The sequence below is a fragment of the Brachyspira alvinipulli ATCC 51933 genome (genome assembly GCF_000518245.1).
GTDB lineage: Bacteria > Spirochaetota > Brachyspiria > Brachyspirales > Brachyspiraceae > Brachyspira > Brachyspira alvinipulli.
In genome coordinates, this window is record NZ_JADF01000008.1 from 30,498 (window position 1) to 46,608 (window position 16,111).

A 16,111-nucleotide genomic window follows, 5' to 3' on the forward strand; every position below is an offset into this window, starting at 1 on the left:
ATAGTCGATAGTCGATAGTCGATAGTCGATAGTCGATAGTTAGATTTATTACGCATGTTAATAGTATACTATAGTTAGTTTTTTTGTCAATATAAATATTTTGTTTGTATTTAATTTTTTAATATTATTATCACTATTTTTTCTGATGGATATAGATTAATAGATAAACTTGTTATATTTATGTTTTTATATTAGAATAGTAAAAATGCAGTTTTATATAAAAAATTGGAGCTTAAATAATGAACAATACTAAAGAAAAATTGAAAGAACTTATAAAAAAACAGTATTTAATAATAGATGGTGCCACAGGTACAGAACTTCAAAAGAAAGAAATAAAAAAAGAGTCTTGGATTATTAATGGAAATAATATAGAAGGCTGTAATGAAATACTTAATATAACCGCTCCAAATATAATGAAAGAAATACATATAGATTATTTAAATGCTAATGCTAATATAACAAAGACTAATAGTTTCGGTGCAATACCTTGGGTTTTGAGTGAATATGATATCGCAGATAAAACTTATGAACTAGCAAAAAGTGCAGCATTAATAGCCAATGAAGCAAGGGAAGAATATTTAAAAAATACTGATTCAAAAGGAGGTTTAAATAGAGATATATTTATTGCTGGAAGTTTAGGTCCTGGGGTAAAACTTCCAAGTTTGGGTCAAATTAGTTTTGATGAAATGTATAATGGGTATACAGAAGCTGCAAAAGGTTTAATAGATGGAGGAGTTGACATAATACTTCTTGAAACTGCTCAGGATGTTTTGCAATTAAAGGCAGCAATATTAGCCGTTAATGATACATCTAAAAAATTAAATAAAGAAATTCCAATAATGGTTTCTGTAACTATAGAAAAAGAAGGTACAATGCTTTTAGGTACAGATATAAAAACTGCCTATACAATACTTTCTAATTTAGATATATTTTCTATAGGTATGAATTGCGGTACAGGACCTGATATGGCAATGCGTCATATAAAAAAACTTTCAGAAATATCATGCCTTCCAATATCAATACATAGTAATGCTGGACTTCCAGAAAATAGAGGCGGAAAAGCATATTACAGTATGACGCCTGAAGAATTTGCTAATATTAATAGTGAGTTTTTTAATTTAGATGGACTTGCTTTTATAGGAGGATGCTGCGGCACTACCCCTCTTCATATAGAGGCGTTATCAAAAAAAGTTAAAGGAGTTATGCCTAAAAAAACTGCATTAGAAAAACCAAGACCTTATATAGCAAGTCTTTTTAATGTAGTTAGCATTAAACAAGAACCTGCCCCTTTAATGATCGGTGAAAGAAGTAATGCTACAGGAAGTAAGATATTTAGAGAGCTTATGATTGCTGGCGATATGGATGGCATGCTTGATGTTGGTATAAAACAGGTAAAAGCAGGAAGTCATGCGATAGATGTTAATGCTGCTTGGGCTGGACGTGATGAAATAGAAGATATTACAAAAATTATTGCTGCTTATGTTAAGCAAATTTCTTTACCTTTAGTTATTGATGCTATAAAACCAAATGTTATAGAGGCAGCTTTAAAAATATACGGAGGAAAACCAGTAATAAATTCTGCTAATATGGAACAAGGAGAAGAAAAATTCGATGCTATATGTTCTTTAGCTAAAAAATATGGTGCTTCTGTAATGCTTTTAACAATAGATGAAAAATCAATGGCATTAACTTGCGAAGATAAATTAAGAATGGCTGAAAGAATGTATGAAAGAGCTGTGAATACTCATAAAATACTTCCGCATGATATAATATTCGACCCTCTTACATTTACACTTGCAAGCGGAGATGAAAATAGTTTTATGGCAGGTGTTGAAACTTTAAATGCTATAAAAGAACTATCAAAAAGATATCCTGAAGCCTCTATAAGTTTAGGTGTATCAAATATATCTTTCGGACTTAAAGAAGAAGCAAGAAAAATAATGAATTCTGTATTCTTATATGAAGCTATTAACCATGGTCTTACTACTGCTATTGTTAATGTAGCTCAGATACTTCCTCTTTCAAAGATAGATGAAAAAGAAATAGAGTTAGCAAGAGAATTAATATATAACAAAAACAATACTAAAGAACCTCTTATAAATTATATAAATCATTTCTCTGACAAGAAAGAAAAAAAAGAATTAAGTAATGAAGAAAATATTAAAAAGCCTATAAGAGAAGCTATAAGGGATGCTATGATTGATGGCGAGTGGAAAGATATGCAAAAACTTCTAAATGAGGTAAAAGAAAATAGTGAAGAATTCGGCGGAGAAAAGAAATTTGCACAGGCTATAATTGATGAAATACTTCTTCCAACAATGGCGGATATTGGAGTGAAATTTGGAGAAGGTACAATACAGCTTCCTTTTGTTTTAGGTTCTGCTGAAGTAATGAAAAAGAGCGTTGATTTTTTATCTGAATTTTTAGAGAAAAAGAAACAGGAAAAAACTGCTAAAATAATACTTGGTACAGTTGCTGGCGATGTACATGATGTTGGTAAGAATTTAGTTGAAATTATAATAAAAAATAACGGATTTGAAACGGTTAATATTGGTACTAAAGTGCCTATAGAAAAATTTTTAGAAGCATATCATGAACATAATGCAGACTGTATAGGAATGTCAGGACTTTTGGTAAAGTCTACTGAGGTTATGAAAGAAAATCTAGCTTATATTAGAGATAAAGGATTAAAGATACCTATTCTTTTGGGAGGAGCTGCTTTAACAAAAGAATTTGTAGAAAATGATTGTAAAAAAGTTTATGGAGATAGTGGTAAAATTTTTTACTGTAAAGACGGATTCGATGATATTTTAGCAATAAAAGAAATAATAGCTGATAGAGATAAAGAAAAATAATAATTCTTATTAGCTAAACAAATTGCAGACTTATGCAAGCGAATAGTCACACTTATGCGTAACGTATCAATAAATAAAAGCTAGAACGAGATTTTAAGTAAATTTGTTTGCTTGAAACTATTTGGAGAGAATAACAATAATTAAAAAAGTGAACCGACCAAGTAGGTAGCAGCTAGTGAGTTTATTAGATAGCTTATTTTAGCCTGAAGCAACATAATAATAAAGGAATGAATATGCCGGAGATAAATCATAAAAATCATGAACATTATATAAATAAACCTCCATTCTATGGAAGGAAAGTTTTTGAGTTTAATAAGCAAATAGAAAAAGAAGCTTTTGATATGATTGACAAGGTTAGACTTTTCAGAGTTGGATTTGGTTATTCTACAAAGAATCAAGATATGGAAAAATATAATGAAATGATTAAAACTAAAGTTGAGCCTAAATACGAAGAAATGAAAAATAATATTATAGAAAATAATTTAATGGAACCTGTAATGATTTACGGATTTTATAAAACTATTACAGAAAATGATAAATTATATATATATGATGTTGATTTTAATACCAATGAATTAAAAGATGAAAAAATAGAACTTCCTTTAGAGCGTATGGAAAATGAACCTTATAATTCTATAGCTGATTTTTTTGATAAAGAAGAAGATACTATAGGCTTCACTCTTGTAAGTCTTGGAGTAAAATTTGCTGACTTTTTGAAAACTTTATATGATAATGATGATTATAAAGATTATTATTTCTATAATGCCATAGGAATACATATTATAGAAAATTATGTTGATATACTTCAAAGTCATATGGATAATTTACTAAAATTAAAAAATAATGGTAAAAGAAAGCATGTTGGATGCAGATATTCTTTTGGTTATAAAGCGCTTAAAAATATGTATGGAAATAGAATCATATTTGACAAATTAAAACCTGAAGAATTTAATGTTACGCTTACAGAAAGCTATATGATGTATCCTGAACTTAGTACTTGTGCGATAGTTTCATTCTGTGAGGATGCATATTATTTTGCCAATTAATTTATATTTTTTAATAAATTAACAACAAAGTCATAATTGTTCATACTCATTATATGCATCTTTTTATGAACTTTGATCATATCATTAAATAGATTAATAGATAATTCTTCGGCAATCTTTTTTTCTTCTTCTGGAGATTTATCGCTAGCCTCTTTTAATTTATTAAGCCATGTTTCCGGTATATAAGCTCCTGGTAATTTATAGTATATGAAATAAGCTGTTTTATAAGTTAGTATTGGGAAAAATCCTGGTATTAACATAGGTTTTTCTTTTAATGGAAGCTCATCTATCCATTTTAATAAAATCTCTAATCTTTCAACTTCATATATAGGCTGAGTAAATATAGCTTTAACTCCTGAATTTGCTTTTTTGGCTAGTCTTACTTTTAAACTTTCATTATTTTTTGCATAACTATTAATAACACAAAACGGATATATAGGTTTCAATGGTTCTTTAAAAGTGAAATCTCCTAAACTTTTTGAATTATTTAAATTATTAATTATTTTTATCAATAGTTCTGAATTTCCTTCAAATACACCTTTTGCTTGTTTTTGATTTCCATTGGCAACAGCATCTCCTGTAACAGCAAGCACCATTCTTATATCAAAATAATTTGCTCCTATTAAATCATTTTGTATAGCTATTGAATTTTTATCTCTCATAGTTTGTGTTGTTATAAAAGGTTTTACATTATTCAATCTTTGCTGTAGTTGCAATGCTGCAAGTATTGATGATATTTTTAAATTTGCAAATGGAGAATCAGTTACAACAAAAGCATTAATATATTCATCGATTTTTGATTGATTTATTTTGTCTTCAATATATCCTAAATCATATTTTGCCTGAGGAGATATTTCTAATGTAAAAGTATATTCATCTTTATTTAATAAAGTAGAAATAAAATTTTCTATGCTGTTATTCATTATTTTACCCGTATATTATTATGTTTACTTATATCGTACTAGAAAAATAAAAAAAGTCAAATAAAAAATAATATTGAAGTTATATAAAAAAGTTATATACTTTATATATCGCTTGGAATATATTTTTATTGATTGGTGTTTGATATGGGAGATGAAATAATTAATAATGATTCTAAAAGACAAGAATTGAAATATAAAGAATTAACAGAAAAACCAGTAGAGAAACTTGTAGCTAAAATGGCAGTTCCAACAATAATAAGTATGCTTACAACTTCATTTTATAATATGGCAGATACTTTTTTTGTGAGTAAAATAAATACTCAATCAACAGCAGCTGTAGGTATAGTATTTTCTATGATGGCAATAATACAGGCTGTAGGATTTTTCTTTGGACATGGTTCCGGAACATATATTTCTATAAAATTAGGTTCTAAGGATACTTCGGAAGCATCTAAAATGGCGGCCACAGGTTTTGTATCATCTATTATGATGGGTTTTCTTATACTAGTATTTGGGATAATATTTATAAAACCTCTTGCTTATATTCTAGGTTCAACGGAAACTATATTGCCCTATTCTATAGAGTATATGAAATATATTTTAATTGGGGCCCCGTATATGACAGCATCTTTAGTATTAAATAATCAATTGAGACTGCAGGGTAATGCTATTTTTGCTATGGTTGGACTTATAACAGGAGCCATAACCAATATAATATTAGATCCTATACTTATATTCACTTTTTCAATGGGTATAAAAGGAGCCGCAATAGGAACTATAATAAGCCAATTTATAGGTTTTTGCATACTTTTAGTTGGTACTAATGTTTGGGGTACTCTTCCTATAAAAATAAAAGATTTCTCCCCTAGTTTTCAAAAATATAAAGCTATTATAGCAGGAGGTCTTCCAAGTCTTTGCAGGCAGGGAATTGCAAGTGTATCAACTATGCTTTTAAATATAGCTGCCGGACCTTTTGGAGATGCTGCTATTGCGGCAATATCAATAGTTAACAGAGTTGCTATGTTTACAAATTCTGCTGTTATAGGTTTTGGTCAGGGATTTCAACCTGTATGTGGTTTTAATTATGGTGCTAAAAAGTATGATAGAGTAATTAGAGCATATTATTTCTGTATAAGAATATCAACGATTATACTTTTGATATTTTCTACTATCATATTTATAAATGCTTTTAACATATCTATGTCTTTTAATGAAAAAGATCCTGTACTTGTAGATATAGCAGAAAGAGCATTAAGATATCAAGCATTAACTATTCCATTATGGGGAGTGATAACATTATCAAGTATGATACTTCAAACAACAAGAAAAACATTTAGAGCTTCTTTACTTGCTATATCTAAACAAGGGTTGTTTTTAATCCCTGTAATATTTTTACTTCCTAAATTTTTTGGATTAACTGGCATAGAAACTGCACAGCCTGTTGCAGATATTCTTACTTTTTTGCTATCAATACCTCTTGGATATAGCATAATAAAAGAAATGAAATCAGACACTAAAAACTATATTAAATAGTTTAACATAATATATTATAAATTGTTATATTTATTGATATAGTTTGTTTTTTATTTAGGTCAATACTTTAAATTAATGCTTGAACTTTAATATTATAAGTATATAATAGAGAAATATGGAAATAAAAGATTCTACAAGAAGTGCTTTGATTAGAAAAGGAAATGAGCTTTTTAATCAAAAAGATATAGATGGAGCTTACCGTTGTTATTTGACAGCTTCATATTTTGGAGGTATCGAAAAGATAGCTGACTATTATAATTTTGAAAAGAAAAATGTTATAAAAGCCATGCAATTATATAAATTTATTCTAAAAGAAGACTCAAACTTAGGAGGTAATGTAAGAGCTAAACAAAAATTAGATAAATTATCAGAATCTGTAGTTAAAGTTTTGAGGAAGTGGCTAAAAGAAGATGAAACTTTTGAAGAAAAGAAGAGTGATAAATTAGAATTAGACAGTAAAAATGCGATACTTCCTGTTAATTATGAAAAAAATAGTTTAGAGGATATTTTAAAGGCAAAAGATAAAATAGAAGAAAAAACTGAAGAATATTATAAGGCACCCAATATTAAAAAACCTGTTTTTGAACAAATATACAAAAATAAACAAAATAAAAAATAAAAACTATTAAACACAAAATTAGGAGTTCTCTTTATGGAAAAAAATGTAGTAGAAATTGAAAATGCTCTCGCTTCATTATCATCAAAATTTTCAAAAAATGATACTTTGGTTATTATATTGGCTGCTGGTCATGGTAAAAGAATAAGAAGTTCCACTTCAAAGATGCTCCATACTATTTGGGGAGTACCTAGTATAGAAAGAGTTAGACTTGCAGTTAGAAATGGTATGCCTAAAAGTAATATTACTATAGTTGTTGGAATAAAAGCCTTAGATGTTGCAAATGCAGTTGGAAAACAAGCAAATACAAATTTTGCTTATCAGGAAGAGCAAAGAGGTACAGGACATGCTGTTAAAGTTGGGCTTGAAAAGAGTGATTTAAAAAATATTAAATATTGTTATGTAATATATGCTGATATGGGACTTATAGATTCTGAAACTATGAAAGAATTTCATGAAGAGTTTATTAAATCAAAAACTGATATGATAGTTATGACTGCTTTGTATGACGGACCTAAAGGAAGCAATTATTATGGAAGGATACTTAGAAGCAGAGGATTAACTTATGATCGTAAAGTAAGTAAATATAAGCAAAAATCTCAAGGCAATGTATTGGGAGTTATAGAATATAAAGATATACTTGCTATGAAAGATGATGAGAAATTATATAAAACTTATAAAGATGAGAAGTTCTCTTATGAAAAAGATGAACTTTTAGATAATTTTAATGAATATGTGGCAGGTATATATGGTTTCAAAATGAAGCCTTTAGAAGAGTTGATACAAACATTACAGGCAAATAATGCCCAAAATGAATTATATTTAACTGATTTAATAGAAATTTTCTTTAATAATAATTTATCAATTTCTACATATATGCCTAAAGACAGCAGAGTTGTTTTAGGATTTAATGATAAAACAGTTCTTAAAGAAATGGAATCTATTGCTAGATCTAATGTTTATGATAAATTGAAGAATATTATTACTATATATGATGGAGAAGATTTCTTTATAGATGACAGTGTTGTTGATCAAATATTAGAAATAGATAAAGATGAAAAACCATTAGATATATATGTTGGAAAAGGTGCATATATTGGTAAAGGTGTAAAAATAAATTATGGTGTTACTATATCGCATGGAGCTAAGTTAGAAGGAAATGTTTATCTTGGAGAGCATACCTATATAGGAGATAATGCACTTCTTTCATGTTTAGATAATCAAAAGCTTATAATTGATGATAATGTTCAAATATATTCTGGAAATCAGATTAAAGGAAATGTGTATATAGGTAAGAATACAATACTAGAAAGAGGCGTAAATGTTACAGGAAGTGATAATCACCCTGTAAATATAGGAAGTAATGTACTTATTAAAGGTGTTAGTTATTTATATGGTTCTATAGTTGATGATAATGCATATATAGAGCATTGTATATTCTATTATTCGCATATAAAGGCATTGCTTGATGATAAAGGAAATGTAATTAAATGCAGATTTATAAGACCTAAAGAGGAAGGTTTAGAATCTGTAAGTAAAATAGATGATGGTAAAAAAGCTAAGAAAAAATAGTATATTATTGATAATAGCAGTATTAATTATTTTTTTATGTGCTAGTTTAACTGCTCAGTATCAAAAAGATTTAAGAAACGATGCTCCTCCTATTACAGAGCATTATATTAGAATGAGCGGAGTTGAAACGCTTTTAACATGGTCTATTGCTTCTTTAAGGGAAGATCCTTATATTACTGATTTATATGTTGATGCTAAAAATAGCATACACTTTGCATATTATGATAACATATTAAATACTGCTGTTTATGTTACAGGAAAAGATGGAAAATTCAGCAGAACTTTGCTTGATGATAATAGAGATATAGGCGGATTTATTAGCCTAGCAACCAATGAGAATAATATTCATACAGCATATAACAGAGGTAATAGATTATTATACGCTAATAATAATGGCGGTTCTTTTAATAATTATGCTATGGATTTAACAGAAAATAAAAAAATAATAGATTTGAAATTGGTTATATCAGCATTCTATTATCCTACATTATTTTTTATAAATAGTAAAGGAGTTTTATCTGTATCAAGATTCTACAGAGATAATTTTTTTACTGATTTTGTATATACAAATAATATAGTTGATAGTGTTTATCCTGTAGCAGAAAAAGATGGATATGCTTTATTTATACGAGATTATCAAACAGGAAATATATTTTATGGTTCAAGGAAAACTAATACAGCCTTTAGATTCTTTGATGATAAAGCAATAGTAACTAATTCTGATATTTATAGTGTAATTCATGAAGAGCATAATAGATTTAATGTACTTTATACAACAAAAGATAATAAAAATACAATACGTTATATGAGATTCTATCATGGAAGTTTTAGTAATGGTATTCTAGTAGAAGATGATAAAAATATTATTTCTTTAGATGCCAAATTAAATTATGGTTTTGAGGTAACTGCTTTATATCTTAAAGAGGATGGAAATAAAAGTTTATTTATGGATGGCAGAATAATAGATTTATCGGTATTAGGAACTAGTAAAGGGAATGTAAAAGTTGCTGCGGCACAGTATCCTTATTTTTATCTTTTATATTATAATGATATATTTCAAGAATTGAGGGTAACTAAGATAAATATAAGTGATGTTGAAAAATTAAAATAAACCGATAATTTATTTGACGTTTTTATATTTAAAATGTTTAATTAAATAATTGTAAAAAATAGGATGTTTTTATGAGTGATGAACAACCAAAAGTGTCTTTTATAGAAAAAAATCCAAGAACATGTCCGGTATGCAAAGGAGAATTTTATCATGAGATGCTTCTTAGTGGCGGCGGAAGATTAATAGCAGGAAAATTAAGAGATGATTTAAGAAGGACTTATGAAAAGAGTAAGAGATATGGAACAGTATATCCATTAATATATGTGGTTGTAGTTTGTCCAAATTGCTTATATGCCGCTTTTCAGGAAGATTTTCAATTGATAGATCCTAAGAAAAAAAATATAGCATCTGATTCAGCTGCTCAAAGAGCTAGATATATGAAAGAGTTTTTTGGAGATGATGTAGATTTTACAAGAAATAGAACATTATTAGAGGGTGCGGCAAGTTATTTTTTAGCATTGGATGGTTATCATTATCATGGTAAGGATACAGCCCCTACTTTAAAAAAGGCATTATGTTCTTTAAGATTAAGCTGGACATTAGAAGATTTAGCTACAGCTTATCCTAATGAAAATTATGATAGACTTATACCATTTTTCCAATATAAAGCAAGTGAGTTATATTCTGCTTCTATAGAATGTATGCAAAATGGAAAAGAGAATTTTGAGAAATTAAAGTCTTTCGGACCTGATATAGATAATAATTTTGGCTATGAAGGTATGCTTTATATGGGGGCATTGCTTGGTATGGATGCTTCTAAATTTATACCGGATCCTAAAGTTAAAGCAGAAACTTTAGTTCAAGCTAAAAGAAAGATAAGTAAAGTATTCGGTTCTGGTAAAACAAGCAAATCTAAACCATCAGCATTGCTTGAAAAAATAAAAGAATTGCATAATAATATAACTGAAGAATTGAATCATCTTAATGAAGAATATGGTATAGATGTGAGTTAATGAAGAAGTTAAATCTGTATTTATTAAAAGAGTTCCTTTCTTTTTTCTTTGGATCATTATTTTTATTTGTTATTTTAGTTACAATAGCAGAAATAAGTGCAAGATTATCTCATTATACTCAGCATATAGAGTTGATGAAATATTTTATTACTTATCACACCTTTAGAATACCGCATAATATATATTATATTTTCCCTGTAGCATTGATGTTTTCTTCCACATATGTGTTAGGAACTTTTGTAAAAAATAAAGAAATGATTGCAGTAGAAAATTCGGGTATAAGTTTATTTCAATTTTCAAGCCCAATATTTGTAATAGTTATTTTTCTATGTTTATTTCTTGTATTTTTTTGGCAATTTGTGGCAGCCCCATTTAATAAAAAAGCTTTTATAGCCAATGATACAATAAATGGTTATGGACAGGCTACTGAAAGTGGACCTTGGCAATTGTTTGGAGGAAATAATTATATTTATTTTATAGATACTTATTTTTATGAAGAACAATATATGACAAATACAATAGTATTAAAATTGAATGATGATGGTTCTATAAAAATGAGAATATCAAGTCCTTATATTCAATGGAATAATAATGATAGAAAATGGTATGTATCCAGCGGTATATTAACTACATTTAGTGATAGTAAAGAAATAACTGTTCAAGAGATAACAAATTATAAATTGGACGTTTTAGAAAGGCCGGAACATTTTTACGGACGTCCTTTATTAGATTCTATGAGTCTAACTGAGGAAGTACGTATTATAAGATTACAAAAAGAAGTAAATATGAATACATCAAAATTAGAAACGGATTTGCATTATAGAATATCATACTGTTTTTCTGGATTTATTATAGTTTTATTAGCGTCTTTGTTTTCTAAATTTTCTACACAAAGTGTATTAGTTGTAAGTTTGGTATTAGTTATATTAGTTGCATTATTCTATTATTCTATTGTTATGATATTCAGATCTATGGGTGAAGCAGGAAATATGAATGCTTTTATTGCTGCTTGGATGCCTAATATAATATTTGGTATACTATGTATATTGGCTTTTAAGAAATTCCATTAATATTATCAATGCGTTTTTCCATTATAATAGCGTCAAATTGATTGTTATAATATTTGTTTCTAATTGATATTTTTTTAAAACCATTTTTTATATAGAAGTTTTTAGCAACAGTATTATTTTCATGCAAATCTAACTTTATGCTATTAATATTATTTTTTGCAGCGTCATCAAATAAATATGATAATAATTGTTTTCCGTATCCTTTATTATTAGGATATGAAGCTATAAATATTATATCTATTTCAGGAGATAATAAAAAATATATCAGAAATCCAACAATTTGTTCTTGAACTTTGATTATAATGACATTATGGAATTTATCTTCTATATAATGTTTTATATAATCTTTAGATAAAATTGTATATTCACTTTTAGAAGCTATAGAATAAATAGAATCTATTATATCGCTATTATAACTATTGATGATTTCTATATTTTTCATAATTGAAAATGTTAAAAATAAAAATGAATAAGAAAGATAAACTTCCCTATTCATTTTTTTATATATTATAATTTGCTGTTTATTGCAGCAAATAATTCCTGTTTTTTATTTTTTATAAAATCTACTATTTCTTCAACTTTTACTTCTATACTCTCAGATGAATTTCTTAGTTTAAATTCTACTACACCTCTTTGAAGAGATTTTTTTCCAACCATTATTCTCATAGGTATTCCTATTAAATCACAGTCATTAAGTTTTACTCCAAGTCTCTCTTCTCTATCATCAAAAATAGTTTCAATTCCAAGACTATTAAGAGACTTATATATTTCTTCAGCTTTTTTGAATGAGTCTTCAGTTTTTTTATCAATAGCAACTACAATAGCTTCATAAGGAGCTACACTTATAGGAAATATAATTCCTTTATCATCATAGTTTTGTTCTATAACAGAAGCAAAAGCCCTAGTAACTCCGATACCATAGCATCCCATTATAGGTATTATTTCTTTATTATTTTCATCTAAAACCTTAAAATTAAATGCTTCAGTATACTTATCTCCAAGTTTAAAAATATGTCCTAATTCTAATCCTTTCTTTTGATAAAGAACTTCACCGCATTCAGGACATCTATCCCCTTCTTTTGCTGCTCTAAAATCTCCCCAAACATCAATATTAAAATCTCTGTTTATATTAACATTTTTTATATGCGTATCATCTTTATTTCCACCTACTATAGCATCTGATACAGATTTTATTGTATGATCAGCAAAAATTCTAATTTTCTTTTTTAATCCTATTGGAGAAGCAAAACCTACTCTAGCTCCTGTAACTTCTTTTACAATATTTTCATCAGCAAGTTCTATTTCTAGTCCGCCTAAAGCATTGCATAGTTTAGTTTCATTAATTTCTAAATCACCTCTAATTACAACAAGTATAACTTCTCCCTCTTCTGTTTTGTATATTATACTTTTTATGAAATGATCGGCAGTTGTATTGAAAAACTTTTCCAAATCATTAATAGTTCTTATATCTGGAGTATGTATTTCTTCTAATGGTTTATCTGTGTATGTATTTGCAGGTTCTTCATTTTTTACATTTGCCTTTTCTACATTCGCTCTATAACTGCATTTAGAACAGAAAATTATTGTTTCCTCACCTACTTCGCTTAAAACCATAAACTCTTCACTGCCTTCTCCGCCCATGGCACCGCTGTCTGCTTTTACGCTTACAGTATCAAGTCCCATTCTTTTAAAGATTTTTGTATATACTCTGCTCATATCATTATAAGTTTTATCTAAACATTCTTTTGTTATGTGAAATGAATAAGCATCTTTCATTATAAACTCTTTTGAGCGTATAACTCCGAATCTTGGACGTATTTCATCTCTAAATTTTGTATGTATTTGATATAAAGTAAGCGGAAAATCTTTATATGATTGTATCTCATTTTGTGCTGTTATGGTGAAAGCCTCTTCATGTGTAGGTCCCATAGCCATATCAACATTATTTCTGTCTTTTAATCTGAATAGTTCTTTTTTAAATCTTTCCCATCTTCCTGACGGAGTTAATAATTCTTTTGAAACAAGTATCGGCATTATGCATTCATTTGAATCTATAGCATCCATTTCTTCACGTATTATATTTGATATTTTATTTAATACTCTAACACCAAGCGGCAAGTATGAATAAAGTCCATTAGATATTTTTCTTGCAAGTCCTGCTCTCAACATTAATTTATTTGAAGCTATTATAGCATCGCTAGGTGCTTCTTTTAATGTTGGAATAAACATTTTTGATAAACGCATAATATTTCCTTATAAAGATTTAAAATTTTATATAAATGATATACTATAAAAGTAAAATTATCAACTATATAAAAAAGACTTACTATATTTATTTTATATAGTAAGTCTTTTTTGTAATAATTAATTAAAAAGTATATAGTTCTACAAATGAAGGATATTCTTTAGAACTTATAATTGTTTGTTCAGCATTTATAAATTCTGTATCTTCAAAGATATTGTTTCCTGTATTTTGATTTGGGAATATATAATTTTTAGCTCCTGACATTACCTGCAATCTTAGTTTTGTTCCTTTTAAGAAAGTATTTGCTATTTTCGTGGTTACTATTTCGTATTTATATATTTTTCCAGGTTCTAAGAGAGATATTTTATCTACACCTTCTCTGAATTTTGCTCTTATGAAACCGTCACATAATCTCATAGATCTTCCTTTAGAATCTACTTCTGTTAATCTAACGACGAAATCTGTATCTTTAGCAGAACTTTTTGCATAAAATGTTATTTTAGCACTTCCAACTATTGTGGTTTCTTTTTCAAACTCTTCTGTTGTAAATATTATAACATCATCTCTTTTTTCTATTTCCTGATAATCTGCAGGAACACATATTTCATTTTGGGATATATCTATTAAATGTTCCGGAGCATCTTTAGGATTGAATATATATTTTTCTTCAACGTCAGTTTCAGGTACATTTAATGATAATTTGTTATTTGCTGATAGATAATAGTTTACAGGTTTTGAATATTCAGGATACCATTTATTTGCTTGTTTCCATTCATTTTTACCAACAGCATAATATTCAACATTAGGTCTATTTTCTATATCATTATTAATATTTTTTAGTTTCTTATCGAACCATTTTAAAAATATTAAATCTATATCATATCTTAATGCATTTGTTCCTAATTGCAAAGAATTTATATTTCTTGTAGAATTACCATCATGCATCCAAGCACCTAATATTATTTTTTTATCGCTGTCATTTTTATATTTACTTACTACATCAATAGCTAAACTTGTAGCATCTCCATTGTCATCATACCATCCGGATACTATTAATGCAGGAGTTTTTATATTATCTCTTTTTTCATACCAGTTACAATGAGCCCAAAATTCATCATATACTTCATGACTGCACCATTTATCCCAAAAACCTATATTATGTCCTAATGCTTTAATAGGTATGTCTTTAATAGGTCTTATATTTATTACTTCATCCCAATCCGTTCTTTGCATATTGTTTTTATCATGAACTTTATCTTTAACAGAAAAAGCCCAAGCTAATACTCCGGATGAAAAGGTACCATTTTTTCTAGGTAAATCTACAAATGGGTTTCCTGATGTAACTATACTTATTAATGCTTTTAAATGTTCATTGCCGCTTCCTGCAGCTGACCATTGTACACATCCCAAATATGAGCCGCCTATCATACCAACTGAACCATTACACCATTGTTCATTAGCTATAAAATTGATAGTATCATCACCGTCATCAACTTCATGATATTTTGGTATCCATTCTCCGTCAGAATCCCCTCTTCCTCTTACATCCTGAACGCATACTGCATATCCTCTTAAAACATATCTATAATAAGTTTCTATTTTATTTAATCTGTTATAAGGAGTTCTAACGAGTATAGTAGGTACTTTTTCTTTTACATTTGGAATTAAAACCTCTGTTGCAAGTTTTACTCCATCTCTCATTGGTATATAAACTGTTTTTTGCTCTTTTATACTGTTTAGTTTTTCATTAGGAATTTGTTTTTTCCATTCTTTTATAAAAGTATTATCTTCATAACCTTCTTCTATAAAAATAGAATTACTATCCCTAGATGCTATTATGAAACCTTTTACAGAATTTTCTGCAACAATTATATCAAGAGGATTTTTACCGCTCATAGCTGCATATATATTATTAAAGTCTGAATGTTTTTTATATAATATATTATTAATATTTATCTCATCTTTAGAAAAATCATTATCTTTAATATTCAAAATTTTATCAGCTAATTCCAAATCCATATAATATAGAAATATATATCTTTTTATGTCTTCTTTGTTTATTTCTCTTTTTTCTTTGAAAGATAAATTAAAAAAATCCAGCTCTTCTAAATATTTAAATGAATTATCAAAATGAAATTTAGATATTAATATGCCGGATTGATATAAATTAAATATTCTCATAATAAT

General features: G+C 27.7%; 12 protein-coding genes. 8 read left to right on the top strand and 4 right to left on the bottom strand.

The annotated features are described in order from the left end of the window. Window positions 1-239: 239 nt before the first annotated feature. Window positions 240-2,855, top strand: a complete 2,616-nt coding sequence (locus T324_RS0100085) for a homocysteine S-methyltransferase family protein (protein ID WP_028328403.1) — start codon at window positions 240-242, stop codon at window positions 2,853-2,855. 233 nt (window positions 2,856-3,088) lie between these two features. Beyond that, complete coding sequence (locus T324_RS0100090) at window positions 3,089-3,901, top strand: vitamin B12 dependent-methionine synthase activation domain-containing protein (protein WP_028328404.1); 813 nt, start codon at window positions 3,089-3,091, stop codon at window positions 3,899-3,901. Here the strand turns inward: T324_RS0100090 and T324_RS0100095 are convergent. Further along, window positions 3,898-4,824, bottom strand: coding sequence for a methylenetetrahydrofolate reductase (locus tag T324_RS0100095; RefSeq protein ID WP_028328405.1), 927 nt, complete (start codon window positions 4,822-4,824; stop codon window positions 3,898-3,900). The two genes, T324_RS0100090 and T324_RS0100095, sit on opposite strands and share 4 nt — an antisense overlap. Before the next feature lie 144 nt (window positions 4,825-4,968). Between T324_RS0100095 and T324_RS0100100 the strand changes: the two genes are divergently transcribed. From T324_RS0100100 to T324_RS0100125, 6 genes are all read left to right on the top strand, one after another. Next, window positions 4,969-6,357, top strand: coding sequence for an MATE family efflux transporter (locus T324_RS0100100; RefSeq protein WP_028328406.1), 1,389 nt, complete (start codon window positions 4,969-4,971; stop codon window positions 6,355-6,357). Window positions 6,358-6,472: 115 nt separating this feature from the next. Continuing rightward, window positions 6,473-6,976 carry a hypothetical protein gene (locus tag T324_RS0100105; protein ID WP_028328407.1) on the top strand — a complete coding sequence of 168 codons (504 nt, stop codon included), beginning with the start codon at window positions 6,473-6,475 and terminating at the stop codon, window positions 6,974-6,976. A 33-nt stretch (window positions 6,977-7,009) separates the two neighbouring features. Then, complete coding sequence (locus T324_RS0100110) at window positions 7,010-8,545, top strand: NTP transferase domain-containing protein (protein ID WP_028328408.1); 1,536 nt, start codon at window positions 7,010-7,012, stop codon at window positions 8,543-8,545. Further along, a complete protein-coding gene (locus T324_RS0100115) occupies window positions 8,520-9,656 on the top strand; it encodes a hypothetical protein (protein WP_028328409.1) in 1,137 nt (378 codons plus the stop codon). The genes T324_RS0100110 and T324_RS0100115 overlap by 26 nt, the downstream gene beginning before the upstream one ends. 71 nt (window positions 9,657-9,727) lie before the next feature. Continuing rightward, window positions 9,728-10,609, top strand: a complete 882-nt coding sequence (locus T324_RS0100120) for a DUF2225 domain-containing protein (protein ID WP_028328410.1) — start codon at window positions 9,728-9,730, stop codon at window positions 10,607-10,609. Next, window positions 10,609-11,679 (top strand): LptF/LptG family permease, encoded by a 1,071-nt coding sequence (locus T324_RS0100125; RefSeq protein ID WP_028328411.1) that lies wholly within the window; start codon window positions 10,609-10,611, stop codon window positions 11,677-11,679. The genes T324_RS0100120 and T324_RS0100125 overlap by 1 nt, the downstream gene beginning before the upstream one ends. Here T324_RS0100125 and T324_RS0100130 read toward each other — a convergent pair. The 3 genes from T324_RS0100130 to T324_RS0100140 form a co-directional block, all read right to left on the bottom strand. Then, a complete protein-coding gene (locus T324_RS0100130; RefSeq protein ID WP_028328412.1) occupies window positions 11,663-12,121 on the bottom strand; it encodes a GNAT family N-acetyltransferase in 459 nt (152 codons plus the stop codon). The two genes, T324_RS0100125 and T324_RS0100130, sit on opposite strands and share 17 nt — an antisense overlap. A 65-nt stretch (window positions 12,122-12,186) precedes the next feature. Further along, on the bottom strand, window positions 12,187-13,923 hold the full coding sequence (locus T324_RS0100135; protein ID WP_028328413.1) for a proline--tRNA ligase: 1,737 nt from the start codon (window positions 13,921-13,923) through the stop codon (window positions 12,187-12,189). Between the two features lie 124 nt (window positions 13,924-14,047). Further along, on the bottom strand, window positions 14,048-16,105 hold the full coding sequence (locus T324_RS0100140) for a CocE/NonD family hydrolase (RefSeq protein WP_028328414.1): 2,058 nt from the start codon (window positions 16,103-16,105) through the stop codon (window positions 14,048-14,050). Between the last annotated feature and the right edge of the window lie 6 nt (window positions 16,106-16,111).

Bases quoted from the DNA above. Each gene is read 5' to 3' on its own strand.
- T324_RS0100085 (WP_028328403.1), top strand. From the start codon at position 240: ATGAACAATACTAAAGAAAAATTGAAAGAACTTATAAAAAAACAGTAT.
- T324_RS0100090 (WP_028328404.1), top strand. From the start codon at position 3,089: ATGCCGGAGATAAATCATAAAAATCATGAACATTATATAAATAAACCT.
- T324_RS0100095 (WP_028328405.1), bottom strand. From the start codon at position 4,824: ATGAATAACAGCATAGAAAATTTTATTTCTACTTTATTAAATAAAGAT.
- T324_RS0100100 (WP_028328406.1), top strand. From the start codon at position 4,969: ATGGGAGATGAAATAATTAATAATGATTCTAAAAGACAAGAATTGAAA.
- T324_RS0100105 (WP_028328407.1), top strand. From the start codon at position 6,473: ATGGAAATAAAAGATTCTACAAGAAGTGCTTTGATTAGAAAAGGAAAT.
- T324_RS0100110 (WP_028328408.1), top strand. From the start codon at position 7,010: ATGGAAAAAAATGTAGTAGAAATTGAAAATGCTCTCGCTTCATTATCA.
- T324_RS0100115 (WP_028328409.1), top strand. From the start codon at position 8,520: ATGGTAAAAAAGCTAAGAAAAAATAGTATATTATTGATAATAGCAGTA.
- T324_RS0100120 (WP_028328410.1), top strand. From the start codon at position 9,728: ATGAGTGATGAACAACCAAAAGTGTCTTTTATAGAAAAAAATCCAAGA.
- T324_RS0100125 (WP_028328411.1), top strand. From the start codon at position 10,609: ATGAAGAAGTTAAATCTGTATTTATTAAAAGAGTTCCTTTCTTTTTTC.
- T324_RS0100130 (WP_028328412.1), bottom strand. From the start codon at position 12,121: ATGAAAAATATAGAAATCATCAATAGTTATAATAGCGATATAATAGAT.
- T324_RS0100135 (WP_028328413.1), bottom strand. From the start codon at position 13,923: ATGCGTTTATCAAAAATGTTTATTCCAACATTAAAAGAAGCACCTAGC.
- T324_RS0100140 (WP_028328414.1), bottom strand. From the start codon at position 16,105: ATGAGAATATTTAATTTATATCAATCCGGCATATTAATATCTAAATTT.